The sequence below is a fragment of the Bradyrhizobium sp. AS23.2 genome (assembly GCF_001908185.1).
Classification (GTDB): Bacteria; Pseudomonadota; Alphaproteobacteria; order Rhizobiales; family Xanthobacteraceae; genus Bradyrhizobium.
This window is the reverse complement of the sequence record NZ_LGHM01000017.1, coordinates 1-25,649: the sequence shown is the minus strand read 5'-3', so window position 1 is coordinate 25,649 and position 25,649 is coordinate 1. Positions and strand designations below refer to the sequence as shown.

Below are 25,649 nucleotides of genomic sequence, written 5' to 3'. Positions count from 1 at the left end.
CGCGGCGGGCCGCTGCGGACCATGGTCAGCGGCGGCAGCGCGCTTTGCGGGCCGTAGGGCGCGACTTCGCGCTCCTCATAGGCCGGCGCCATGCCAAAGGCATCGGCGGCGGGCATGAAGCGCAAGATTCTTCCGTCGCGGGCATCGATCACGAGCCGGCCGTCGTCGCCGCGGGGGTCGATGACCGCGATGGTATAGACGCTGCCGCGCAGGCGCGGGATACCGAGCGGCGAAAAGCCGTTGTCGCGCAGCACCGCATAAACTTCCGTGGGCGGCAGCAGCACCGGGGCCGGGCCGCGCTCCTCGTAGCCATAGCCATAGCCGTAACGCGGCGGCGGTGGCGGTGCCGCCTCCGACGGGGCATAGGGCCCGTCGAAATCCGACACCGCGACATAGGCCCCGCTCGAAATACCGTTCGCCGGAACTTGCGCCAGAACCCGCGCATGAGTCGCGCTCGCGGCGAGCGCCAGCGTGGCGGCAGCCACACATCCTGTGAAAAACTTCATGGTCGACACGCTCCTGTCAGGCCCCGGATGACCCGCGCTCTTTCGCTTCTTGCGGCGTGGCGCGCTTTCCGAAGGGGCGATCCGAAGCTTCATTCGGGATTTCGGCGTCGGCAGGGCCGGATCAGGGCGCGTTTGCTTCAAAACCGGGGCCGCGCGCCATGCGGAAAGCGACGATTGACACTTCGGGAATCGGGACTTTCGCACGCTTGTGTGCTAGACAAAAATTTGGCAAGGTGATGGTTAGGACAGAAAGACTGTCTCAATTTTCCTTGCGGTTCCGGCACAGGGATTGCAGCGAAAGCTGGCACTCTCGAGCGCCAGGAAGGTACCAGGCAAAGCCGTTCTCGGGGACGTAGAACGCCTTGGCCTGAATTTAAGAAAATCCGGCTCGCAGCGGACGAGCGGTGACCCAGGTGCGGGTGCCGCGGAACGCCCAAGGTGTGCCGAAGATAGCGGTGAGGCAGCTTGCCGCATGCAGAGGACAGGAACAATGAACGGGTCGCAATTCGAGCGCGCAAACATCGTGGCAGAACAGCTGTCGGCGACGATCGCCTCGAAAACGACCGATCCGATTCAGGAACACAATTCGCGCCCACCGGCCGAAGGTCTCTACGATCCTGCCCTCGAAAAGGATTCCTGCGGCGTCGGCTTCATCGCCAACATCAAGGGCAAGAAGTCGCGCGAGATCGTCTCGGACGCGCTCAGAATCCTCTGCAACCTCGAGCATCGCGGCGCTGTCGGCGCCGACCCGCGCGCCGGTGACGGCGCCGGCATCCTGGTGCAGATCCCGCACGCCTTCTTCAGCCGCAAGGCCAAGGAGCTCGGCTTCGCGCTGCCCAATCCCGGCGAATACGCCATCGGCGCGCTGTTCATGCCGCGCGACACCGCCTGGCGCAATGTCATCAAGAGCATCATCGCCGACCAGATCAAGGCCGAGGGCCTGACCCTGCTCGGCTGGCGCGACGTGCCGACCGACAACTCCTCGCTCGGCGTCACCGTGAAGCCGACCGAGCCCGCCTGCATGCAGGTGTTCATCGGCCGCAACGGCATCGCCAAGACCGACGACGAGTTCGAGCGCCGCCTCTACATCCTGCGCAAGTCGATCTCGCAGGCGATCTACCAGCGCCGCGACCGCGGGCTCGCGGGCTACTACCCGTGCTCGTTGTCCTGCCGCACCGTGATCTACAAGGGCATGTTCCTCGCCGACCAGCTCGGCAAGTACTATCCCGACCTGCACGAAAAGGACTTCGAGAGCGCGCTGGCGCTGGTGCATCAGCGCTTCTCGACCAACACCTTCCCGGCGTGGTCGCTGGCGCATCCCTACCGCATGATCGCGCATAACGGCGAGATCAACACGCTGCGCGGCAACACCAACTGGATGGCGGCGCGCCAGGCCTCGGTGAGCTCCGAGCTCTACGGCAAGGACATCAACCGGCTCTGGCCGATCTCCTACGAAGGCCAGTCGGACACGGCCTGCTTCGACAACGCGCTCGAATTCCTGGTGCAGGGCGGCTACTCGCTGGCGCACGCCGTCATGATGATGATTCCGGAGGCGTGGGCCGGCAATCCCCTGATGGATGAGAAGCGCCGCGCCTTCTACGAATATCATGCCGCGCTGATGGAGCCGTGGGACGGCCCCGCCGCGATCGCCTTCACCGACGGCCGCCAGATCGGCGCCACGCTCGACCGCAACGGTTTGCGGCCGGCGCGGTATCTCGTGACCAAGGACGACCGCATCGTGATGGCGTCCGAGATGGGCGTGCTGACGATCCCCGAGGACCAGATCATCACCAAGTGGCGGCTCCAGCCCGGCAAGATGCTGCTGGTCGACCTCGAACAGGGCCGCCTGATCCCGGACGACGAGATCAAGACCGAGCTCGCCAAGAGGCATCCCTACAAGGAGTGGCTCGAGCGGACCCAGATCGTGCTGGAAGAGCTGCCGAAGGTCCCGACCACCGGCGTGCGCTCCAACCTGTCGCTGCTCGATCGCCAGCAGGCGTTCGGCTACAGCCAGGAAGACATCACCATCCTGATGACGCCGATGGCCGCCACCGGCGAGGAAGCCGCAGGCTCGATGGGCAACGACACGCCGATCTCGGCGCTGTCGGACAGGGCCAAGCCGCTGTTCACCTATTTCAAACAGAACTTCGCGCAGGTCACCAATCCGCCGATCGATCCGATCCGCGAGGAGCTGGTGATGAGCCTCGTCTCGATCATCGGACCGCGGCCGAACCTGTTCGACCTGAAGGGCCTTGCCACCACCAAGCGCCTCGAAGCGCGCCAGCCGATCCTGACCGATGCGGATCTCGAAAAGATCCGCTCGATCTCGGACGTGGCTGATTCCCACTTCAAGTCGCGCACGCTGGACACCACCTTCCACGCCGGTCTCGGCGCGGCCGGCATGGACCAGGTGCTCGACGAACTCTGCGCGCGCGCGGAAAACGCGGTGCGCGAAGGCGTCAACATCATCATCCTGTCCGACCGAATGGTCGGCACCGACCGGGTCGCGATCCCGTCGCTGCTGGCCTGCGCCGCCGTGCATCATCATTTGATCCGCACCGGCCTGCGCACATCGGTCGGTCTCGTCGTCGAATCCGGCGAGCCGCGCGAAGTGCATCACTTCGCCTGCCTCGCCGGCTACGGCGCCGAAGCGATCAATCCCTATCTCGCGTTCGAGACCATCACCGCGATGAAGGACCGCCTGCCCGGCTCGCTCGACGATTACGAGATCGTCAAGCGCTACATCAAGTCGATCGGCAAGGGCCTTCTGAAGGTGATGTCCAAGATGGGCATCTCGACCTACCAGTCCTATTGCGGCGCGCAGATTTTCGACGCGGTCGGCCTCAAGGCGGACTTCGTCGGGAAATTCTTCGTCGGCACGCACACCCGCGTCGAGGGCGTCGGTCTTGCCGAGATCGCGGAAGAGGCGGTGCGCCGTCATGCCGACGCGTTCGGCGAGGCGCAGGTCTACAAGACCGCGCTCGACGTCGGCGGCGAATATGCCTATCGCAGCCGCGGCGAGGACCATGCCTGGACCGCCGAATCGGTGTCACTGCTCCAGCACGCCGCGCGCGGCAATTCGCAGGAGCGCTATCGCGCCTTCGCCAAGATCCTCAACGAGCAGTCGGAGCGTCTGTTGACGCTGCGCGGCCTGTTCCGGATCAAGAACGCGGACGAAGAGAAGCGCAAGCCTGTGCCGCTCGACCAGGTCGAGCCGGCCAAGGACATCGTCAGGCGTTTTGCCACCGGTGCGATGAGCTTCGGCTCGATCTCGCGCGAGGCGCACACCACGCTCGCGATCGCCATGAACCGGATCGGCGGCAAGTCGAACACCGGTGAAGGCGGCGAGGAAGCCGACCGCTTCAAGCCGATGCCGAACGGCGATTCCATGCGTTCGGCGATTAAGCAGGTCGCCTCCGGCCGCTTCGGCGTCACCACGGAGTATCTCGTCAACTCCGACATGATGCAGATCAAGATGGCGCAGGGCGCCAAGCCCGGCGAAGGCGGCCAGCTGCCCGGCCACAAGGTCGACGCGACCATCGCCAAGGTCCGGCATTCGACGCCGGGCGTCGGCCTGATCTCGCCGCCGCCGCACCACGACATCTACTCGATCGAGGATCTGGCGCAGCTCATCTACGACCTCAAGAACGTCAACCCGACGGGCGACGTCTCGGTCAAGCTCGTCTCGGAAATCGGCGTTGGCACCGTGGCCGCGGGCGTCGCCAAGGCGCGCGCCGACCATGTCACCATCGCGGGCTTCGAGGGCGGCACCGGCGCTTCGCCGCTGACCTCGATCAAGCACGCCGGCAGCCCCTGGGAGATCGGTCTCGCCGAAACCCACCAGACGCTGGTGCGCGAGCGGCTGCGCAGCCGCATCGTGGTCCAGGTCGATGGCGGCTTCCGCACCGGCCGTGACGTCGTGATCGGCGCGCTGCTCGGGGCCGACGAGTTCGGCTTCGCCACCGCGCCGCTGATCGCGGCCGGCTGCATCATGATGCGCAAGTGCCATCTCAACACCTGCCCGGTCGGCGTCGCGACCCAGGACCCCGTCCTGCGCAAGCGCTTCACCGGCCAGCCCGAGCACGTGATCAACTATTTCTTCTTCGTCGCCGAGGAAGTCCGCGAGATCATGGCCTCGCTCGGCTTCCGCACCTTCAACGAGATGGTCGGCCAGGTTCAGCTGCTCGACCAGACCAAGCTGGTCGCGCACTGGAAGGCCAAGGGCCTCGACTTCTCGAAGCTGTTCGTCAAGCAGAAGGAAGAGAAGGGCCAGAAGATCTATCACTCCGAACGCCAGAACCATCATCTGGAGGCGGTGCTCGACCGCACGCTGATCGAGAAGGCGACGCCTGCACTCGATCGCGGCGCGCCGGTGAAGATCGAAGCCGTGATCAACAGCACCAACCGTTCCGCCGGCGCGATGCTGTCGGGCGCGGTCGCCAAGATCTACGGCCATGCCGGCCTGCCGCACGACACCATCCATGTCGGCCTCAAGGGCACCGCCGGCCAGGCGTTCGGCGCGTGGCTCGCCCACGGCGTCACCTTCGAGCTCGAGGGTGAAGCCAACGACTATGTCGGCAAGGGCCTCTCCGGCGGCAAGATCATCGTCAAGCCGCCTGCCAACAGCGGCATCGTGCCGGAAGAGAGCATCATCGTCGGCAACACCGTGATGTATGGCGCGATCCAGGGCGAGTGCTACTTCCGTGGCGTCGCCGGCGAGCGCTTTGCCGTGCGCAACTCGGGCGCGGTGGCGGTCGTTGAAGGCGCGGGCGATCATTGTTGCGAATACATGACCGGCGGCATCGTGGTCGTGCTCGGCAAGACCGGGCGCAACTTCGCGGCCGGCATGTCCGGCGGCATCGCCTATGTGCTCGACGAGACCGGCGGCTTCGACAAGCTGTGCAACATGGCGATGATCGAGCTCGAGCCCGTGCTGTCGGAAGAGCTGATCAACGCCGGCACCTACAATCACTCCGGTGACCTCGAGGCGCATGGCCGGGTCGACGTGTTCGCGAACCTGCTCGACTCCGACGTCGAGCGGCTGCACGTCCTGATCACGCGCCACGCCAAGGCGACCGGCTCCAAGCGCGCCGCCGAAATCCTTGCCAACTGGAAGGAATGGCTGCCCAAATTCCGCAAGGTGATGCCGGTCGAATACCGGCGCGCACTGCGCGAAATGGCCGCCAACGCGGACGCCGAGCCGAAAATCGCGATCGGGGCGTAAATATCAGAGCCCGTCATTGCGAGCGTAGCGAAGCAATCCAGACTTTCTCCTCAGATGCAGACTGGATTGCTTCGTCGCTTCGCTCCTCGCAATGACGGTTGAGGAAACAACAAACGATTAAGCGGCAGGACTTCGGGTTTAATGGGCAAGATCACGGGTTTTCTCGAAATCGAACGGCATGACCGCAAGTACACCCCGGTCACCGAGCGCGTGAAGCATTACAACGAGTTTGTCATTCCCTTGACCGAGAAGGAAACGCGCGACCAGGCCGCGCGCTGCATGAACTGCGGCATTCCCTATTGCCACGGCACCGGCTCGGTCGCGCCCGGCACGCCCGGCTGCCCGGTCAACAACCAGATCCCCGACTTCAACGACCTCGTCTATCAGGGCAACTGGGAAGAAGCCTCGCGCAATCTCCACTCGACCAATAACTTCCCGGAGTTCACCGGCCGCATTTGTCCTGCGCCGTGCGAGGCGTCGTGCACGCTCAACATCGACGACAACCCTGTTACCATCAAGACCATCGAATGCGCGATCGTCGACCGCGCCTGGGACAATGGCTGGCTGAAGCCTGAGGTCGCGGCCGTCAAGACCGACAAGAAGGTCGCGGTGATCGGCTCCGGTCCGGCCGGCATGGCCTGCGCCCAGCAGCTCGCCCGCGCCGGCCATGACGTGCATGTCTACGAGAAGTACGCCAAGGCCGGCGGCCTGCTGCGCTACGGCATTCCCGACTTCAAGATGGAGAAGGGCATCATCGACCGCCGCGTCAAGCAGATGGAAGGCGAAGGCGTCACCTTCCACTACAACAGCCATGTCGGCGCTGACGGCAATGTCGATCCGCGCGAGATGCTCAACGATTACGACGCCGTGGCGCTGACCGGCGGCGCGGAAGCCCCGCGCGACCTGCCGATCCCGGGCCGTGAGCTTTCCGGCATCCACTACGCGATGGATTTCCTGCCGCAGCAGAACCGCCGCGTCTCCAGCGAGCCGCTCGGCGGCGTCGCCGACATCCTCGCCGGCGGCAAGCATGTCGTCGTCATCGGCGGCGGCGACACCGGCTCTGACTGCATCGGCACCTCGCTGCGCCAGGGCGCGCTCTCGGTCACCCAGCTCGAGATCATGGCCGCCCCGCCCGAGCGCGAGAACAAGGGCCTGACCTGGCCGAACTGGCCGCTGAAGATGCGCACGTCCTCAAGCCAGGCCGAAGGCGCGGTCCGCGAATACGCCGTGCTGACGCAAAAGTTTGCCGGCGAGAACGGCAAGGTCAAGAAGCTGCACTGCGTGCACGTCGACGACAAGTTCAAGCCGATTGCCGGCACGGAGTTCGAGCTCGATGCCGAGCTCGTCCTGCTCGCCATGGGCTTCGTGCATCCCGTGCACGAGGGCCTGTTGAAGCTGCTCTCGGTCGACCTCGACCCGCGCGGCAACGTCAAGGCCAACACGCTGGACTACCAGACCTCGCGCCCCAACGTGTTCTCCGCCGGCGACATGCGCCGCGGCCAGTCGCTGGTGGTCTGGGCCATCCGCGAAGGCCGGCTCTGCGCCCGGTCGATCGACACGTTCCTGATGGGGAAGACGGATCTGCCGCGCTGAGTTTTGCGCGAGCCGGCCACGACAAACGAGACTGTCATCGCCCGCCTTGTGCGCGCTTGCGCACTGGAGCGGGCGATCCAGTATTCCAGAGACGGTTGTCGTCTACCGAGAAGCCGCGGCGTACTGGATGCCCCGGTCAAGCCGGGGCATGACAGCGGAGTGGGTGGTGAGAGCGGCGCATACGTGCTGTTCACGCACAAGCGCGCCTCGTCCCTAATTCTGTAGCCTCACGCCCACCAGCACCACCGTTGCCTGCGAGCTTGAGCCCGGCTGGCTCGAAGCCAGGATGTCGTGGCGCAGTGTGCCCTTGATCCAGATGTTGCGGTTGAGCTTGTAGATCAGGTCGCCTTCGAGCGAGTAGCTCTTGTCGTTGCGGTTCTGGCCCTGGTAGTCGTACGTGCCGTAGGTGAACTTGCCGATCGCCGTGAGCCAGCGGCGGAAGTCGTGGTCGACCTCGGCCGCATAGGTGCGCACCAGCACACCGGAGGAGCCGGCGACCGTGGTCTCGGCGATCTGCGTGTCGGTGAAGAACTTCACCGTGGTCAGGCCGCTTGCATTCCAGATCAGCGAGCCCGCGGTGAGGAAGCCCGCGAGCTGGCTGAGGCGCGGGTCGACATAGTTGCGCGCGGTATAGCCGATCGAGATCTCGCCGGTGAGAATGCGCGTGAACTCGAAGGTCGAGCCGACCCTGGCGTAGCCACCCGATGAATCGCGGAAGTAGCCGTTGCGGTCGGCAGGCTGGTCGTGCACGCGACTGTCGCCTTCGATCTCGACGAACGGCTTCAGCCCCGGCTTGAGGTCGTAGGAGAAACGTCCCACACCGCCGTACTGGTTGAAGTCACGATCGTCGTTGCTCGAAATCGTGCCGTCGGTCAGCGTGGAGTTCGTATAGGCGGTGCGATCAATGGTGGCACCGGCCGCGACCTGGAAGCGGTTGAAGGTCTGGTCGAAGCCGAGGGTCGTGCCATAGGCGGCATAGACCGGATATTTCTGCAGTCCGGCCTGCACGTTCGGGCTGCCGGGATTGTCGGTGGCGATCCGCAGACGCAGCTGCGAGCCCAGCTTGAGATCGCGGTCGACATCGACGCGGCCATCGACATGGCCGGTGAAGTCGGGGCGATCGACGTTGACCGGCGCTGGCGAGGCGAGGCCGTCGATCGTCGCCGGCATCTGGTTGCCATAACCGGAGAACGAGCCGCGCAAGTCGGCGACCAGCGCGTGGCGCTCCCAGTCGGACATCACCAGGAGCTCGGGCGCGATCACATAGGCCGGCGAGCCGACCGGCTTGCTGAGGCGGGCCGGGTTGCTGTCGTAGCCGCCGGAGAGCTCCAGCGCGCCCTTGATCAGGAAGCTGCCGGCATAATCGCCGACAGGGCCGAACGGATCCTCGTCGAGCTTGAGGCGCCGGCGCAGCGGCTGGCCGGGTACGTTGCCGGCCATCGCCGGCGGCACCGGCACCTTGTGCGCGGTCTCGGACGGCGGCGGCGCGATACGCGCCGGGCCGAGCGTCCTGTCAGGCGTTGCTGCTGGCACCGGCGAGCCGGGGCCGACGGGGCGCTTCGGCTTCGGCTGCCCGGGATAGAGCTTTGGCTGCTGCCGCTTGCGGTTGAGCGAGTCGTAACCGGCGCTCTTCGCGCCGCTGGCGGCGGGCAGGCCGTAGGTCGGGATTTGGCCGACGCGCGAGGTCGCCGGCGCCTGCTGGCTCTTGCGCAGATCGGCATTGGGATCGGGCAGCGTCGGCAGCGCGTCCGATGGCGCCTGCGGCAAGCCCGCCGTGCGGCGCGTCGGCAGCGTGTCGGGCGAGGCAAAGCCGCCGCGGTTGGGATTGAACAGGTCGGGCGTGAGGCTCTGGGCGGCCGCCGGCGCACTCTCAAGGGCCATCAGCACAAGGCATGGCAAAGCGGCGCGCAGGAAATGCCCGCGTTTGCTCCGGCCCCTAGCTGGAGACGCCCCCACGATGAAATAACCCCAACGAAATCAAGCACTTTCACGATGACCTCCGCCGGCTGGCGGAAACCATCGTTAATGGAGTTAAAACAATTATGGTTAATGACCCGTTGAGGTCTGGGGCTCGCGTCGCGTAGCAGGTCGCGGCGTGCTAAGCAGGCATCAACGGGCGAACGCTCCTCCTTTCTGGACCTGAATATGCCGAGTTCGAAACCGCTGATGACCGCATCATCCGGCCCCATTCCCGACAGCGTCGAATCCGCGCTCCGCACGCTGGAGACGGAGAGCGGCGGCATCAACGCACTCGCGGCGGCCCTGCGCGGCCCGCTCGGGGTGACCTTCGCCAAGGCAGTCGAGCTGATCCGGCAGGCCAAGGGCCGCGTCATCGTCACCGGGCTCGGCAAGTCCGGCCACATGGGGCGCAAGATCGCGGCGACGCTGGCCTCGACCGGCACGCCCGCCTTCTTCGTACACACCGCCGAAGCTGCCCATGGCGACCTCGGCATGATTACCGCCGACGACGTCATCATGGCGCTGTCCTGGTCCGGCGAGCAGCCGGAAATGAAAACCCTTGTGAACTATTCGGCGCGGTTTGCGATTCCGATGATCGCGGTGACGTCGAACGCAACGTCCTCGCTCGGCCAGGCCGCCGACATCGTGATCGAGCTGCCGAAGGCGCGCGAGGCCTGCCCGCACAATCTGGCGCCGACCACTTCGACGCTGATGCAGGCCGCGATCGGCGATGCGCTCGCGATCGCGCTGCTGGAGGGCCGCGGCTTCACCGCGCTGGAGTTCGCGCATTTCCACCCCGGCGGCAAGCTGGGGGCGATGCTGAAATTCGTCCGCGACTACATGCGCACGGGCGCGGAGATCCCGGTCAAGCCGCTCGGCACCAAGATGTCGGACGCGGTGATGGAGATGTCGGCCAAGGGGCTGGGCTGCGTCTGCATCGTCAACGCGGGAGGCGAGCTCGCGGGTATCATCACCGACGGCGACCTGCGCCGCCACATGCGGCCTGATCTGCTCACAGTGACGGTCGACGACATCATGACGAAGCAGCCGAAGACGGTGCCGCCCTCGATGCTCGCCACCGAGATGATCGAGGTGCTGAACACGCGCAAGATCACGACGCTGGTCGTGACCGAAGCGGACAAGGTCGTCGGGATCGTGCACCTGCACGATCTGTTGCGGGCGGGCGTGGCGTAAGGCCCATCACCTCCACCTCGTCATTGCGAGCGAAGCGAAGCAATCCAGAATCCCTCTGCAGAAGCAGTCTGGATTGCTTCGCTACGCTCGCAATGACGGGCGGTTAGACGATTGGAAACCGCGCCGCCTCCTCCTCCAGCGGCAGCTTCAACCCGGTCGCAAGATACGACGCCGTGCGATAGAAGCCGCACAGCAGCATGATCTCCAAAATCTGCGCTTCGTCGTAGTACTCCGAGAGCGCGGCGAACTCCTCGTCACTCAGCGTTGCGCGGTGATGCAGCGCGTCGATAGCCGCGATCAGCGCCTGCTCCGCCGAGGACCAGCACGAAGACGTCGCATCGCCCTTTACGGTCGCACGTACTTCCTCCTCGCTGAGCTGCGCAGGCCCGGCAAAGATCGCGACATGCACGCCCCACTCATATTCGCATCCGGTCAGCGCGCAGGTGCGGTCGATGACGATCTCGCGCTGGCGCAGGGAGAGCGGACCGGGATCGAGCAGGCCGCCGGCGCGAAACTTGTCCCAGGCGCGCATATGGCCCGCCATCACCCGGAACAGCACCAGCGGCGGCGCGCCGCGCATGATGCGATCGAACTGCGCCTGGATCTCCGGGGGATAAGGCGGCGCGAGCGGCGCAATGCGCGGCATCGGGGATGACATGGCGGAAGACATTGGCCGGCCTCCTTGCTACATTTACTGTAGCACAACGCTACATTATCTGTAGCAAGACGCAAGAGGGTGACGATGGCCAAACAGGCAGTATCAGGGAGCCGGCCCGTACGCGGCTCGCGCACCGGGCGGCCGATCATGGCCCTGCTCGACCTGCTCGGCCGGCGCTGGTGCCTGCGGATCCTGTGGGAGTTGCGCGACGAGCCCCTCACCTCCCGCGCTCTGCGCACGGCCTGCGACGAGGCCTCGCCGACGGTGCTGCAGACGCGGCTGAGCGAGTTGCGCGAGGCGGAATTCGTCGAACTGGGCGAAGGTGGCGGTTACGGATTGACGCCGCTCGGGCGGGAATTGTGTGAGACGTTCATGCCGCTGCACCGGTTTGCGGAGCGGTGGCGATCTTCTCCCTCGCCCGGCTTGCGGGGAGAGGGTCGGGGTGAGGGGGAGCCTCCGCGGAGACGGTGAGAGACGGACTCGCGGAAGCTCCCCCTCACCCGGATTGCATCTTCGATGCAATCCGGCCTCTCCCCGCACGCGGGGAGAGGCGAAGGAAGCTACGCCGCCGCCACGGTCAGATTGGCGCCATCCACCTGCACGACCTTCACCCGCGTCCCTGCCGGTGTGTCGGGGCCGGCGACACGCCACACCGTGTCGCCGATACGCACCGTGCCGCTGCCGTCGATGATCGGCTTCTCAAGCGTGAACTCGCGGCCGAGCAGCGCCTCGGTGCGCTTGTTGAGGAACGGGCTGTCGCTTTCGTCCAGCTTCGGCCGGGCGAGGCGGCGCCACGCCGGCACGGCCGCTGCCGCGAACACCGCGAACATCACAAGCTGTATCTGCCAAGACAAATGAACGGCGAACGAGATCAGACCGACGAGCAAAGCGGCGAGCCCAAGCCAGAACAGGAACACGCCCGGCGCGATCGTCTCCAGCGCCATCAGGATGAAGCCGAAGATCAGCCAGTTCCAGGCGCCGAGCGATACGAACATGTCGGTCATGACACGACCTCTTGAAATTGGCGCATGCCCTCCGCGCAAACGCGTTCCGCGTTTGTCGCGAGGGAAAACCGGCCTCCACTTTGCACTAACGTGGCCCTCCAGGTCCGGGGCATGCGCTTCAATTATCCCTGCCTCGGCGGCACCGCCGGCGGCGTGCTGCCAGTCGGGGGCACCGAGCTGCCGCGGCGAGCGGCGGCTGCCGCGGACACGGCGCTTTCGCCAAACGTTGCCTTCGCGATCTCGCCGATGCCGGCGAGCGAGCCCAGCATGCTCGTGGCTTCCATGGGCAGCATGATGATCTTCTGGTTTGGCGCGTCCGCGAACTGGCCGAACGCCTTTATATATTTGTCGGCGATGAAATAGTTCAACGCGGCGACGTCGCCCTTGGCAATGGCTTCCGACACCACCTGCGTCGCCTTGGCCTCGGCTTCGGCGAGGCGCTCGCGCGCCTCGGCGTCGCGGAAGGCGGCCTCGCGGCGGCCTTCGGCCTGGAGGATCTGGCCCTGCTTGGCGCCCTCCGCGCGCAGGATCTCGGACTGGCGCTGGCCCTCGGCGGCGAGAATGTCGGCGCGCTTGACGCGCTCGGCCTTCATCTGCCGGCCCATCGCCTCGACGAGGTCGGCGGGCGGCACGATGTCCTTGATCTCGATCCGGTTGACCTTGACGCCCCAGGGCGAGACCGCGGCATCGACGACGCGCAAGAGGCGCTCGTTGATCTCGTCGCGATGCGACAGCACCTGGTCGAGATCCATCGAGCCCATCACCGAGCGGATGTTGGTCATGGTCAGCACCGTGATCGCCTGCGTGAGGTTGGCGACCTCGTAGCTCGCTTTCGCAGCATCAAACACCTGGAAGAAGGCGACGCCGTCCACCGTCACGGTGGCGTTGTCCTTGGTGATCACCTCCTGCTCGGGGATGTCGATCACCTGCTCCATCATGTTGATCTTGCGCCCGACGCGATCGAAATAGGGCACGATCAGATTCAGCCCGGGGCTCAGCGTCTGGGTGTATTTGCCGAAACGTTCGATGGTCCAGTCATAGCCCTGCGGCACCGTCTTCACGCCGGCGAGCAGCGTGACGATGACGAGCAAAACCAGAACAATCGCGAAAATGTCGAAACCGCTCATAGCTCCTCCAAGCCGGGAAAAGGCCCTTTCCTGCGCTGTCATTGGTCGGGATCACGACCTTACCGGTTCAGCGGTCGCGAGTAACATCGGCATCGGCGCGATTCTGCACAAGACGCACGGAGAAGGAATGGTCACGATTATGTATTTGCGGGACAGCTCTTGAAAGCACGCAGGCACAGACCTAGCGGCAAAGGTTAAGATTTGCGGCCGTGCCGTCGGTCGCGCAGCCCCCTACTCGATCACATCGTGCGCGAGTGCAAGCAGGCCGGACGGGATCGTGACACCGAGCGCCCTGGCCGTCTTCAGATTGATGACGAGCTCGAACTTGGTGGGATTCTGGACCGGCAGGTCGGCAGCGCGCGCCCCCCGCAGGATACGATCGATGTAGGAGGCGGCGCGGCGGAGCTGCTCGGCCGTGTCGGTGCTGTAGGACATCAGCCCGCCCTCGTCGACGAAGGTGCGGCTCCAGAACACCGCCGGCACGCGCCCCTCCGTGACCGCCGTCAACAGCTCTGTGCGATGGATCATCGTGAAGAAGTCGGGCAGCACGAGCAGGCCACCATCCTTCCGCGAGGCCAGCGCGGCGATCGAGGCGGCATCGTGCACCGGCGCGGGTTCGACCGCCACGCCGAGCGCGCGTCCTGCTTCCTCGACCGTGCCGAGCATGAGGGGAGCGAACGGGGCGGTGGCGGGATTGTAGACGACGTAGACCCGCCGCACGGGCGGCGAGATCTGCATCAGCATCTCCAGCCATTTGCCGGCCAGCGGACCGTCATAGTCAGTGAAGCCGGTCATGTTGCCACCGGGACGGGCAAGGTTCTCGACAAAACCCTGGCCGACGGGATCGGTGACGATGGCGAACACGATCGGCGTCGTCGTGGTGCGGCTGCGCAGCTCCTCCACCGAGGGCGTGCCGACCGCGAACAGGACGTCCGGCTTCAGTGCGATCATCTCCTCCGCGAGCTGCGCGATTCGCGCCCGGTCACCACCGCCGCTGCGCCAGTCGATAATGAGATTGTCCTGCTCCTTCCAGCCGAGGGCGGCGAGCGCCTCGACCAGGACGCCGTTGCGTTCATGCCCGATCGCGTTATCGGCCGAGGTGACAGAGAGCACGCCGAGCCTCCGCGCCGCATTCGGCTGCTGCGCCAGCGCCGAGGGCGGCAAGGCGGTGATCGTCCCAAGAAGCGCCAGAATCTCGCGGCGGTTCATGGGCGCCCCATCAGATCCAGCCCTGCAGCTCGCGCAGCACGAGCGTCCGGATCACGTCCATGCCGGGATCGCTGTCGTTGAGGCAGGGGATTGCGGAAAACTGCTCGCCGCCGCTGTGCCTGAATATCTCGGCGTTCTCCTGCGCGATCTCCTCCAGCGTCTCCAGACAGTCGGCGGCAAAGCCCGGCGTCACCACCGCGATGCGGCGCACGCCTTCCTTGGCGAGACGCTCCATCGTCTTGTCGGTGTACGGCTGCAGCCACTCGTCATTGCCGAAACGCGACTGGAAGGTCAGCAGCAGCTTTGTCTCGTCCATGCCGAGCCTGCGGCGCAGCGCTTCGGTGGTGGCGACGCAGTGCCCCTCATAAGGATCGCCCTTGTCGACATAGGATTTCGGCATGCCGTGGAAGGAGGCGACGATCAGTTCCGGCTTGAACGGCAGCGCGGCTAGATGCGTCTCGATAGAGGTCGCGAGCGCCTCGATATAGGCCTCGTCCTCATAATAAGGCGGGGTCACGCGCAGTGTCGGCTGCGCACGCAGGCGGGCAAGCACGCGGAACACCTCGTCGCAGACGGTGGCCGAGGTCGAGGCGGAATATTGCGGATAGAGCGGAACGGCGAGGATACGGTCGCATCCTTTTGCGATCAGCGCGTCGATACCCGACTTGATCGAGGGATTGCCGTAGCGCATCGCCCAGTCGACGACGACATGTGCGCGGTCCGACAGCGCCGAAGCGAGCTTGTCGCTCTGTGAGCGCGTAATTGTCTTCAGCGGCGACTCGTTCTTCTCGTTGTTCCAGATCTTCCGGTAGTCGAGCGCCTTGGTGCGGGGACGGCTGCGCAGGATGATCCCGTTCAGCACGAGCTGCCAGACCAGGCCCTGGTCCTCGATGACGCGGGCGTCCGAGAGGAATTCCTTGAGATAGACCCGCACGCCCGGCGCGTCGGCCGTATCGGGCGTGCCGAGGTTGACCAGGAGCACGCCGACCCGCGGTCGGCTGGACTGAACGGTCGGCTTCGCGGTCTCGATGGGGGCTGCAGTCGTCATGGTATCGTTGCGTCGCGCGTTGCTCCGAACTTGTCAAGATGAGGCCGGTTTCGCTAGGGTCTCCCCAAGCGGGGGAGGAAAGATGACGCTCGCGGAATGGTGCGTATTTGGAGCACTGCTGCTCTACCTTGCGACGATCGCCTCGATCAAATGGATCAGGTTTCGCACGTTCGATAATTCCCGACCGCGCGATCCGGGCTTCTATCAAGACGCCATCGCGCAGCGCGCGCTCGGCGCGCACCAGAACGGCATCGAGACCTTTCCGTTCTTCGCCTTTGCGGTCCTGCTTGCCGAATTCCGGGATTCGCCGCAGCGCCTGATCGACGAGCTCGCCGTGCTGTTCCTGATCGTGCGGATCGCCTATGTGCTGACCTATCTCGGCAACCGCCCGACGCTGCGCTCGATCCTCTGGAGCATCGGCTTTGCGATCAATCTCGGGATCTTCTTCATGCCGGCGCTGAAACGGTTTTTGCCGGTGTGAGCTTTCCTTCTCCCGGTATGATCGGGGCGCTAGCTGCCAAGATGGTCCCGCGCTTGATCCAGATCAATGGGCTAGCGTTCAACGGCCACCAAAAGTGGCGCGTAGCATTCGATCCAAGACGGGTTTTCATCATCGAGGTGGTCGGGCTCACCACTGTCGTTCTCGGCGTGCCCGCGCTCGTCAAACGCAGCGGCCGGAACGAGCAGACCACTCGCACCTATCCTAGGGAGTTTCGGATGACACGGCAGCTTTTCTACGCGATCGCCCTCATGAGCACCGGAGTGCTCCTCACCTCATCGGCAGAAGCCGTGACAGCAGCGCGATGTGAGGATCGATCCGCAAATTGTATAGGCACATGTTCCGACTTCACCGGTGGGCCGGTGACTTTCGGGGACATCAGAACAAATGCGTACGCTCCTGCGACCGGCAGACGACCAGATGTCTGATACGTGCGCACGCCGCTGAGGAGCGTTGGTACCCTGATCGCCGATGAAGGGTGTGGTGCTGCAGTTGCGAACCGAATCGCTTGCCGCTTGGCCCCGGCGTCGAAAAGCTCAGAAACACGTCGTCCGCTCGGCGGCGATGTAGCCGAACAACAGGCCGACGCCGAACAGCAGCACGAGGCCGGCGGCGGCTAATTCGATGCCGCGCATGAACAGGGCGCCGCCACCGTCGCGTCCCGCGCTCAGGCGGGCAGCGATGTCCTTGGCGGAGACGGCGACGACCGCGATGGCCGCGACGGTGATCGCAGTGCCGAGCCCCATCAGGAAGGTCGCGGCGATGCCGGCCCAGAACAGGCCCTGGGCCAGCGCGAACACCAGGACCAGGATCGCGCCCGAGCAGGGGCGGATACCGACAGTGAGGATCGCAGCAAAGCCGCGCCGCCAGCCGCCGGGGCCGGCGAGCTCGCTCGGCGTCGGGCCGTGGGAATGGCCGCAATGCTCGTCGTGGGCGTGGTCATGCCCGTGGTGCTGGGCGTGCGCGTGATCATCGCCATGGTGATGATCATGATCGTGGTCATGACGATCGTGCGCATCATGATGATGATGGTGATGGCCTTGATCATGGTCATGCGGCACGCCGGCGATCGCCGGCACCGGCTGGACCGCCTGGAGTGCGCGGATGAAGGTGCGGCCCTTGACCCAGACCAGGCGCAGGCCGAACAGCGCGATCAGGCCATAGCTCGCGATCTCGATCGCGCCTTCCGCCTTGCACATGGTCTTGGCCGTCGCATTCAGCACCCAGGCCGAAATGCCGACGATCAGGATGGCGGCCAGCGACTGCATCAGCGCCGAGGCAAACGACAACGCAATACCACGCCGGGCGGTCTCGCGGTTGGCGACGAGATAGGAAGCGATCACCGCCTTGCCATGACCGGGGCCGGCGGCGTGGAAGATGCCGTAGGCGAACGAGATGAAGAGCAGCGTCCACACCGCCGAGCCGTCGGACTTCGCGGCACGGATGGCCGCCGACATCTGGCGATAGAATTCCGACTGTTTTGCCAGCAGCCAGCCGATGATGCCGCTGGCCTCAGGCTCCGCCGCCTGCGAGGAGCGCGGCGCGCCGAACGGGTTTTGCGCGAGCAGATCGTGAAGCGCGGCATCCGCCACGCCCAGCACGATGACAACCGCTGCGCAGGCGAGCAGCCCGCGTGCGAACGGGGAATGAAGGCGACCGTTCAAGGGCAATCCACCGTGATCTTGTTGGCAAACATCATGCCGAAATTGGCGTTCGGGCCATCTATGAATGTCTGCTCGTTGAGCTTCTGGGCACTCGCGGTGCCGTCGCTCGGGCGTTCAAGCTTCATCTGGCAGCCGGCGGGCGCGCCGACCAGCTTGACCGGATCGTCCTTGGCCATCTGGAAGTCGATGAAGAAGGAGCGATCGAACACTTCGAGCACCAGCTGCTTGGGTTTGACCGGGTTCTTCAGCGGCAAGGTGAAGTGCAGGGTCAGAACCGTATCCTTGTAGTCGAGGAAGTAGTCGACCGGCTCCTGGAAACGCTCCTTCTTGCCGTCGGCTCGCGCGAAGGTGAAGTAGGCGTATTCCTTCAGCGATTCGACGTTGGTCTGCGCCAGCGGCCCCAGCTCCTCGCGCGTATAGGCGCCCTTGGTCTTGCTCTCGAGCCCCTGCACCGCATAGGCCGAGAACATGTCGTCGAAGGTCCAGGCGTGGCGCACGCCGGTGACCGTGCCGTCCGCCGCGAAGAGCAGCTCGCTGGTCGCGGTGATCCAGACATGCGGATGCGCCTGCGCCGCGCCCGCCGCGAGCGACAGGCTGGCGGCGAGCAGCAAGCCGAACAAGGCACGCAGGCTCATCAGGCAGCCTTCGCGGCGTCGAGCAGGCCGCGGCGGCGGAGCAGCGCGTCGGGCTCCGGCGGCCGGCCGCGGAAGGCCTCGTAGGCGGCCTCCGGATCGACCGATCCGCCGGTCGAGTAGATGTCGTCGTGCAGCCGCTTTGCGACATCAGGATCGAAGATGTTGCCGGCCTCCTCGAAGGCGCCGAAGGCGTCGGCATCCATCACCTCCGACCACATGTAGCTGTAATAGCCCGCGGCATAGTGGTCGCCGGAGAAGATGTGGCCGAACTGGGTCGGCCGGTGGCGCAGCGAGATCTCCTCGGGCATCCCGATCTTCTCCAGCTCCTTCTTCTCGAAGGCGCGGACATCCTGCGCGGCCGCTGCCGGCTGGGTGTGGAATTCGAGATCGACCAGCGCCGAGGAAACGAACTCGACGGTGGCAAAGCCCTGGTTGAACTTGCGCGCGGCGAGGAAGCGCTGGAGCAGGTCGTCCGGCAGCGGCTCGCCGGTCTGGTAGTGGCGGGCGAACTGCTGGAGCACCTCCGGCCGCTCCTGCCAGTGCTCGTAGAGCTGCGAGGGCAGCTCGACGAAATCGGTGAACACGGAGGTGCCCGACAGCGACGGATAGGTCACGTTGGAGAGCATGCCATGCAGGCCGTGGCCGAACTCGTGGAACAGGGTGCGGGCATCGTCGGGCGAGAGCAGCGAGGGCTCCCCGCCCGCGCCCTTGGCGAAGTTGCAGACATTGATGATCAGGGGCGCAATCTCGCCGTCGAGCTTCTGCTGGTCGCGCAGCGAGGTCATCCAGGCGCCGGAGCGCTTCGACGGCCGGGCGTAGTAGTCGCCGTAGAACAGCGCCTTGTGCTTGCCGTCGGGGCCCCTGACCTCCCAGACCCGGACGTCCGGATGCCAGGCCGGGACGTCCTTGCGCTCCTCAAAGGTGATGCCGAACAGGCGCGTGGCGCAGTCGAAGGCGGCGGCTATCATGTGGTCGAGCGTCAGATACGGCTTGATCGCGGCGTCGTCGAAATTGGCGCGCTGGAGGCGGAGCTTTTCGGCGTAGAAGCGCCAGTCCCAGGGCGCGAGCTTGAAATTGCCGCCCTCGGCGGTGATCAGGGCCTGCATCTCGTCGCGGTCGGCGAGCGCGCGCGACCGCGCCGGCTTCCAGACCCGCTCCAGCAGGCCGCGCACCGCGTCGGGCGTCTTGGCCATGGAGTCCTCGAGCCGGTAGGCGGCGAAGGTCGGATAGCCCAGCAGCTTGGCGCTCTCCTCCCGCAGCGTCAGGATCTCGACGATCGTTCCGTTGTTGTCGTTGGAATTGCCGTTGTCGCCCCGCGCCGTGAAGGCCTTGTAGACCTTCTCGCGCAGGTCGCGCCGGCCTGAGCTCTTCAGGAACGGCTCGGTCGAGGAGCGCGACAGCGTCACGATGGCCTTGCCGGCCATGCCGCGCTCTTCCGCCGCAGCCTTGGCGGCGGCAACAAAGCTCTCGGGCAGGCCCTCGTGATCTGCCTCGCCGAGCTCCATGAACCACTCCTGCTCGTCACCGAGTAGATGATGGCTGAAGCTGGTGCCGAGTTGGGCGAGCTTCTCGTTGATCTCCGCCATCCGCGTCTTGGCCTCCTCGGAGAGGCCGGCGCCGGAGCGGTGGAAGCGGGTGTAGGTGCGCTCCAGGAGGCGGAGCTGCTCGGGAGCCAAGCCAAGATTGGCACGGTTGTCGTGCAGATGGGCGATGCGACCAAACAGCACGGCGTTCATCATGATCGGATTCCAGTGCCGCGCCATCCGCAGGGAGACCTCCTTGTCGATCTCCAGGATGGCCGGGTTGGAATGCGCCGAGACGAGGTCGTAGAAGACCGCCGCAACCTTGCTCAGCAGCTTGCCCGAGCGCTCCAGCGCCGTGATGGTGTTGGCGAAGTCAGGCGCGGCCGGGTCGTTGGTGATCGCCGCGATCTCGGCGGCATGGTCGGCGAAGGCCTGCGCGAAGGCAGGGAGGAAGTGCTCCGGCTTGATCTCGTCGAAGGGCGGGGTCGCAAACGGCGTCACCCAGGCCTTCAGCAGCGGGTTGGTCTCGGAGTCCGTAGTCTGGCGGGTTTCTGACATCGCAAGTCCCGATTTTTGAGGCAATTTTCTGGCGTCAGCTATAGCACGCGATGGGGCTTTTTTGGGCCATTTGGCCTTGCTCCCGGCCGCCTTTTCGGGGAGATTGCGGCCCTCGAAGACACGGACCCAAAGCCCATGAACGCGCCTGCCTCCTCTTCCCGCCAGATCGTCTGGCCGAGCGTCATCACCGTCATCAGCGCCGCCATCCTGATCGGCGCCGAGGTGTTCGGCGCAGCGTTCGCCGGCGGCTGGGCACTCGCGATCCTGTTCGGACTCGGTGATCAAGGCGCGCACATCCTGCAGGCCACGCTGTTCGCGCTCGGCGTGCTCGTGATGACCGCGTTCATCCGCGCAGCTCAACGCGTCGAGCCCTTCACGAAGCGCCGCTGACGCTTCGTCGCGCGCGAGAGACACGCGCGCATATTTGAAAAACTTAACGCTCGTTCATTTTCAGCGTCGCTCGCGCAACACTGCGCAAGCAGGCGTTGGGCAATTCTGCCGCAGCCTAAAAAAAATTCTTGCGAACCAGAGTCAAAACGCTTATGTGCGGACTTGCCCAATTTCGCACGTGCCTGTGGTCGTGTGTCAGTCGGTGGGTATCCGGACAAGAGGCCGGACAGCCGCCAAAGGGTGAAGAAGCCGAGGGGCTCTTCGGAAGTGCAGAAATCGGAAGACTTGAAAGTCGCAAGGCTTGAAGGTCTGAAGACGAAGCAAACCCGGAGCCCAGCATCTCTCTCAAGAGGTGCCCTGTCGAAGGTGACTTCACTTTTTGCAACCGTGACTGGCAGCCGGAGGCGAACCGGCGCACCCCGCTCTCAACGGGGGACGCGACTTAAAGCAACGACGGATCGGGCTTTTTTGGTCTCTACCGGCATTCCAACGCCGGCGCGGGCTACTGAAAAGGCTTGTCCTTCATTGCCAGGTGTGCGGGCGGGAAACTCTCCCAACCAATCCACGGCAGCACAGTCTGGTTTGAGTCTTTTGGCTTCGTTGCGCCTCCATCGCGCGATGTGGCCGAAGCGCTCCTATCAGACGTCACGTTGATACGGATCCCGTCGCTGGGGCCGTTGGAGAGTGCCATGACCGAACGTATCCAGGAATTCCTGCGCAACCGCCGCAAGGAGGGCCTCGACACCGAGCCGTGCCTCGTCGTCGACCTCGAAGTCGTGCGTGACAATTACCAGAGCTTTGCCAAGGCGCTGCCCGACAGTCGCGTGTTCTACGCCGTCAAGGCGAACCCCGCGCCGGAAGTGCTGGCCCTGCTCGCCTCCATGGGCTCCTGCTTCGACACAGCGACCGTCGCCGAGATCGAGATGGCGCTGGCTGCCGGTGCGACGCCCGACCGCATCTCCTTCGGCAACACGATCAAGAAGGAGCGCGACATTGCGCGCGCCTTCGCGCTCGGCATTCGCCTGTTCGCGGTCGACTGCGTCGCCGAGGTCGAGAAGGTCGCCCGTGCCGCTCCCGGCGCGAAGGTGTTCTGCCGCATCCTCTATGACTGCGCCGGTGCCGAGTGGCCGCTGTCGCGCAAGTTCGGCTGCGACCCGGAGATGGCCGTCGAGGTGCTCGACGTCGCCAAGCGCCTGGGCCTGGAGCCGTGCGGCATTTCGTTCCATGTCGGCTCGCAGCAGCGCAAGGTGAAGGCGTGGGACCGTGCGCTGGCGATGGCCTCGCAGGTGTTCCGTGACTGCGCCGAGCGCGGCATCAACCTGACCATGGTCAACATGGGCGGCGGCTTCCCGACCAAGTACCTGAAGGACGTGCCGCCGGTCGTGACCTACGGCCGGTCGATCTTCCGCGCGCTGCGCAAGCACTTCGGCAACCAGATTCCGGAGACCATCATCGAACCGGGCCGCGGCATGGTGGGCAACGCCGGCATCATCGAGTCCGAGGTCGTGCTCATCTCGAAGAAGAGCGACGAGGACGAGGTGCGCTGGGTCTATCTGGACATCGGCAAGTTCGGCGGTCTCGCCGAGACGATGGACGAGTCGATCCGCTACGCCATCCGCACCCCGCATGACGGCGCAGACATGACGCCGTGCGTGCTCGCAGGTCCGACCTGCGACAGCGCCGACGTGCTGTACGAGAAGAACCCGTATCCGCTTCCCGTCACGCTCGAGATCGGCGACAAGCTGCTGATCGAAGGCACCGGGGCCTATACGTCGACCTACTCGGCGGTGGCGTTCAACGGCATCCCGCCGCTGAAGACTTACCACATCTGATTTGCCACATCTGATCCGCCTCTTGTTCTGAGGCCTGACGAACCCGGGAGCCGGTCCGCCGGCTCCCTTCCCTCGCATTTCGATTTCTGACGACGCCTTGAACCGGCGTGCTTTTCGCACGTGGGTTCAAGCGGGGACTGACGCGCCATGACTGCTCTTCGGAAGCCACAAGTCGCCCTCACTTCGAAAGCCGCTCCGTTCGCGATCCGTGCGGAGCGTGCTGCCGACGTCGCCGCCCGTGAAGCGCTGCTCGATGCGTGCTTTGGCGAGAACCGCCATGGCCGCACCTGCCAGCGCCTGCGCGACGGACGTGCACCTGCCGCCGGCCTCGCGCTGTCGGCCGTGCACGAGGGGACACTCGTGGGAACCGTGCGGCTGTGGCACGTCAGCGCCGGAGGCAGGCCCGCTCTGGTCCTCGGACCGCTTGCGGTGGACCCTGCCTGCCGCGCGCTCGGGATCGGCGCCGCGCTGATGTATCAAGCGCTGGCCGCCGCCCGGGCGCGCGGGCATGCCGCCGTGATCCTGCTCGGCGATGCCCCCTATTACGCCCGCTTCGGCTTCTCGACCGAGAAGACCGGCGAGCTCGCGCTGCCGGGCCCATTCGAGCGCGACCGCCTGCTGGCGGTCGAATTCACCGACGGCGCGCTCGATGGCGCCACCGGTATGATCGTTCCGACCGGAGCAGCCTTGCCCAAACGCCGGGCAACTCGCGCTCTCCAAGCGCACGCGGCTTAAGGGATCTGCCATCATGGCGACCACCCAAGCCGCGTTCCGCGGCAATGCCCGGCTGCGCCTGCGCGGCCCGGAGTGCCGCTAAGCTCATCGGCCGCGTTGTCACCAGGGGTTGCGCGGGCCCGCAAATTGCCCCTAAACCCCACGAAATTCCCCCTTTCAGTCGAGATCGAACCCATGTCCCGCCGCCTGATTTCCACCGGCTCCCCCTTCGAAAAGACCGCCGGCTACAGCCGCGCCGTGATCGACGGCGAGTTCGCCTTCGTCGCGGGAACCACCGGCTATGACTACGCGACGATGACAATGCCGGCCGATGTCACGAGCCAGTCACGCAACTGCTTCAAGACCATCGAAGCCGCCCTGAAGGAGGGTGGTTTCAAGATGGCCGACATCGTCCGCGCGACCTACTACCTCATTGACGCCAAGGACGCAGACGCCCACTTCGCGGTCTGCGGCGAAGTCCTCGGCGAGATTCGCCCGGCCGCAACGCTTCTCGTCGTCTCGGCGCTCTACAAGCCCGAGATGAAGGTCGAAATCGAAGTGACCGCGAAGCGCCGCACCTGATCCCACCAACACCGAACCTAGACCTTAGACAGTCTCCTGGAGATACTTGATGAGCCCCTCCTCGCAGATCCACGCAAAGATTTCCGGCCCCATCGTCATGGTTGGCTTCGGCTCCATCGGCAAAGGCACGTTGCCGATGATCGAGCGGCATCTCGATTACGACAAGTCGCGCATCACCGTGATCGATCCCAAGGACGAGGGCCGCAAGGCACATTGCGAGAAGCACAATGTAAGATTCATCCAGAAGGCCCTGACCAAGGATAATTATCGCGACTTGCTGACCCCGCTGCTCACTGAAGGCGGCGGCCAGGGTTTTTGCGTCAATCTCTCGGTCGATACCGGCTCTACCGACATCATGGAGCTCTGCAACGAACTTGGCGCTCTGTATATCGACACCGTCAACGAGCCGTGGCTCGGCTTCTATTTCGATTCTTCGAAGGGCCCGGAAGCGCGCTCCAACTACGCCCTTCGCGAAGTGACGCTGGCGGCCAAGAAGGCGCGCCCCGCGGGCTCGACGACGGCCGTCTCCTGCTGTGGCGCCAATCCCGGCATGGTTTCCTTTTTCGTCAAGCAGGCGCTCCTCAATGTCGCCGCGGATCTGAAGCTCAATGCCCCCAAGCCGAAGACCAAGGCCGAATGGGCAGACTTGATGCGGCAGGCTGGCGTCAAGGGCATCCACATCGCCGAACGCGACACCCAGCGCTCCAAGTCGCCGAAAGAGCCGGACGTCTTCGTCAACACCTGGTCGGTGGAAGGTTTCCTGTCGGAAGGCGTGCAGCCGTCCGAACTCGGTTGGGGCACTCATGAAAAATGGATGCCCGAGAATGCGCATACCCACGAAGCTGGTTGCGGCGCCGCCATCTATCTGATGCAGCCCGGCGCCAACACGCGCGTGCGCACCTGGTGCCCGACCCGCGGCGCGCAGTATGGCTTCCTCGTCACCCACAACGAGTCGATCTCGATCTCCGATTACTTCACGGTGCGTGACGCATCGGGCACGGCGATCTATCGGCCGACCTGCCACTATGCCTATCATCCGGCTGACGATGCCGTGCTGTCGCTGCATGAAATGTTCGGCCGTGCAGCGAAGATGCAGGAAAAGCACCACATCCTCGATGAGAACGAAATCGTCGATGGCATCGACGAACTCGGCGTGCTGCTGTACGGCCACGACAACAATGCCTACTGGTACGGCTCGCAACTCTCCATCGAAGAGACCCGCAAACTCGCGCCCTATCAGAACGCCACCGGCCTGCAAGTGACCTCCGCCGTGCTCGGCGGAATGGTTTGGGCGCTGGAAAACCCGAACAAAGGCATCGTCGAAGCCGACGAGATGGATTTCGATCGTCTTCTGGAAATCCAGTTGCCGTATCTCGGCCCCGTGAAGGGTTTCTACACCGACTGGACGCCGCTGACGGATCGTCCTGGACTGTTTCCGGAAGATATCGATACGAGCGATCCGTGGCAGTTCCGGAACGTTCTGGTGCGTTGAGGCGGACCGTATCCGCTCGTCATTCCGGGGCGGCGCGCAAGCGCCGAGCCCGGAATCCATCGGGCAGCAGAGTTAGCGGATAAATGGATTCCGGGCTCGCGCTTCGCGCGCCCCGGAATGACTGCTGAGAGCTACTTATGCTTGATCGGAGGCGCGATCTTCTCGGGCGGCGCCTCCGGCAGTGCCGGCTTGGTGGCCGCGCCCTGCGTCTGCGACTCGGGGCGCGCGGGTTCGGGGG

Annotated in this window: 19 protein-coding genes and 1 pseudogene; 10 read left to right on the top strand and 10 right to left on the bottom strand. The window is 65.0% G+C overall.

The features are described 5' to 3' along the window. Positions 1 to 506, bottom strand: a pseudogene (locus tag AC630_RS03645) (hypothetical protein); the annotation flags it as partial. A gap of 490 nt (positions 507 to 996) precedes the next feature. Here AC630_RS03645 and gltB point away from each other — a divergent pair. Further along, a complete protein-coding gene (gltB, locus tag AC630_RS03640) occupies positions 997 to 5,730 on the top strand; it encodes a glutamate synthase large subunit (protein ID WP_074117114.1) in 4,734 nt (1,577 codons plus the stop codon). A 141-nt stretch (positions 5,731 to 5,871) separates the two neighbouring features. Next, positions 5,872 to 7,323 carry a glutamate synthase subunit beta gene (locus AC630_RS03635; RefSeq protein WP_074117113.1) on the top strand — a complete coding sequence of 484 codons (1,452 nt, stop codon included), beginning with the start codon at positions 5,872 to 5,874 and terminating at the stop codon, positions 7,321 to 7,323. A 213-nt stretch (positions 7,324 to 7,536) separates the two neighbouring features. Here AC630_RS03635 and AC630_RS03630 read toward each other — a convergent pair whose 3' ends face one another. After that, positions 7,537 to 9,279: an outer membrane beta-barrel protein gene (locus tag AC630_RS03630; RefSeq protein WP_074117112.1), complete on the bottom strand. Its 1,743-nt coding sequence runs from the start codon at positions 9,277 to 9,279 to the stop codon at positions 7,537 to 7,539. A gap of 189 nt (positions 9,280 to 9,468) precedes the next feature. Here AC630_RS03630 and AC630_RS03625 point away from each other — a divergent pair, with 189 nt between their 5' ends. After that, positions 9,469 to 10,476, top strand: coding sequence for a KpsF/GutQ family sugar-phosphate isomerase (locus AC630_RS03625; RefSeq protein WP_074117111.1), 1,008 nt, complete (start codon positions 9,469 to 9,471; stop codon positions 10,474 to 10,476). 103 nt (positions 10,477 to 10,579) lie between these two features. On the opposite strand, the gene AC630_RS03620 is transcribed toward AC630_RS03625, so the two are convergent. Beyond that, positions 10,580 to 11,134 carry a carboxymuconolactone decarboxylase family protein gene (locus AC630_RS03620; RefSeq protein ID WP_083636113.1) on the bottom strand — a complete coding sequence of 185 codons (555 nt, stop codon included), beginning with the start codon at positions 11,132 to 11,134 and terminating at the stop codon, positions 10,580 to 10,582. Between the two features lie 84 nt (positions 11,135 to 11,218). On the opposite strand from AC630_RS03620, the gene AC630_RS03615 reads away from it, so the two are divergent. Continuing rightward, positions 11,219 to 11,605 (top strand): winged helix-turn-helix transcriptional regulator, encoded by a 387-nt coding sequence (locus AC630_RS03615; protein ID WP_143197784.1) that lies wholly within the window; start codon positions 11,219 to 11,221, stop codon positions 11,603 to 11,605. Between the two features lie 89 nt (positions 11,606 to 11,694). Here the strand turns inward: AC630_RS03615 and AC630_RS03610 are convergent, their stop codons facing one another. The 4 genes from AC630_RS03610 to hemH form a co-directional block, all read right to left on the bottom strand. Next, entirely contained in the window at positions 11,695 to 12,138 is a 444-nt protein-coding gene (locus AC630_RS03610) for an NfeD family protein (RefSeq protein ID WP_074117109.1), read from the bottom strand. Positions 12,139 to 12,260: 122 nt separating this feature from the next. Further along, the gene (locus AC630_RS03605) at positions 12,261 to 13,265 is read right to left on the bottom strand and encodes an SPFH domain-containing protein (protein WP_074117108.1); all 1,005 of its coding nucleotides are present in this window, start codon (positions 13,263 to 13,265) and stop codon (positions 12,261 to 12,263) included. A 231-nt stretch (positions 13,266 to 13,496) separates the two neighbouring features. Continuing rightward, the gene (locus AC630_RS03600) at positions 13,497 to 14,474 is read right to left on the bottom strand and encodes an ABC transporter substrate-binding protein (protein ID WP_074117107.1); all 978 of its coding nucleotides are present in this window, start codon (positions 14,472 to 14,474) and stop codon (positions 13,497 to 13,499) included. A gap of 10 nt (positions 14,475 to 14,484) precedes the next feature. Next, positions 14,485 to 15,522: a ferrochelatase gene (gene hemH, locus AC630_RS03595; protein WP_074117106.1), complete on the bottom strand. Its 1,038-nt coding sequence runs from the start codon at positions 15,520 to 15,522 to the stop codon at positions 14,485 to 14,487. Positions 15,523 to 15,604: 82 nt separating this feature from the next. On the opposite strand from hemH, the gene AC630_RS03590 reads away from it, so the two are divergent. Then, on the top strand, positions 15,605 to 16,003 hold the full coding sequence (locus AC630_RS03590) for an MAPEG family protein (protein ID WP_074117105.1): 399 nt from the start codon (positions 15,605 to 15,607) through the stop codon (positions 16,001 to 16,003). A gap of 554 nt (positions 16,004 to 16,557) precedes the next feature. Here the strand turns inward: AC630_RS03590 and AC630_RS03580 are convergent. The 3 genes from AC630_RS03580 to AC630_RS03570 are packed head-to-tail and all read right to left on the bottom strand — an operon-like array spanning position 16,558 to position 20,401. Next, positions 16,558 to 17,691, bottom strand: a complete 1,134-nt coding sequence (locus tag AC630_RS03580; protein WP_074117103.1) for a nickel/cobalt transporter — start codon at positions 17,689 to 17,691, stop codon at positions 16,558 to 16,560. Then, on the bottom strand, positions 17,682 to 18,320 hold the full coding sequence (locus AC630_RS03575) for a DUF1007 family protein (protein ID WP_074117102.1): 639 nt from the start codon (positions 18,318 to 18,320) through the stop codon (positions 17,682 to 17,684). Before AC630_RS03575 ends, AC630_RS03580 begins: the two co-directional genes overlap by 10 nt. Continuing rightward, a complete protein-coding gene (locus tag AC630_RS03570; protein WP_074117101.1) occupies positions 18,320 to 20,401 on the bottom strand; it encodes a M3 family metallopeptidase in 2,082 nt (693 codons plus the stop codon). The genes AC630_RS03575 and AC630_RS03570 overlap by 1 nt, the downstream gene beginning before the upstream one ends. Before the next feature lie 135 nt (positions 20,402 to 20,536). Between AC630_RS03570 and AC630_RS03565 the strand changes: the two genes are divergently transcribed. From AC630_RS03565 to AC630_RS03545, 5 genes are all read left to right on the top strand, one after another. Then, positions 20,537 to 20,791 (top strand): hypothetical protein, encoded by a 255-nt coding sequence (locus AC630_RS03565; RefSeq protein WP_074117100.1) that lies wholly within the window; start codon positions 20,537 to 20,539, stop codon positions 20,789 to 20,791. A 689-nt stretch (positions 20,792 to 21,480) separates the two neighbouring features. Continuing rightward, entirely contained in the window at positions 21,481 to 22,623 is a 1,143-nt protein-coding gene (locus tag AC630_RS03560; RefSeq protein ID WP_074117099.1) for a type III PLP-dependent enzyme, read from the top strand. Between the two features lie 147 nt (positions 22,624 to 22,770). Next, positions 22,771 to 23,358: a GNAT family N-acetyltransferase gene (locus tag AC630_RS03555; RefSeq protein WP_074117098.1), complete on the top strand. Its 588-nt coding sequence runs from the start codon at positions 22,771 to 22,773 to the stop codon at positions 23,356 to 23,358. A 174-nt stretch (positions 23,359 to 23,532) separates the two neighbouring features. Next, positions 23,533 to 23,919 (top strand): RidA family protein, encoded by a 387-nt coding sequence (locus AC630_RS03550; RefSeq protein ID WP_074117097.1) that lies wholly within the window; start codon positions 23,533 to 23,535, stop codon positions 23,917 to 23,919. A 49-nt stretch (positions 23,920 to 23,968) separates the two neighbouring features. After that, entirely contained in the window at positions 23,969 to 25,411 is a 1,443-nt protein-coding gene (locus AC630_RS03545; RefSeq protein ID WP_074117096.1) for a homospermidine synthase, read from the top strand. Positions 25,412 to 25,649: the final 238 nt, after the last annotated feature.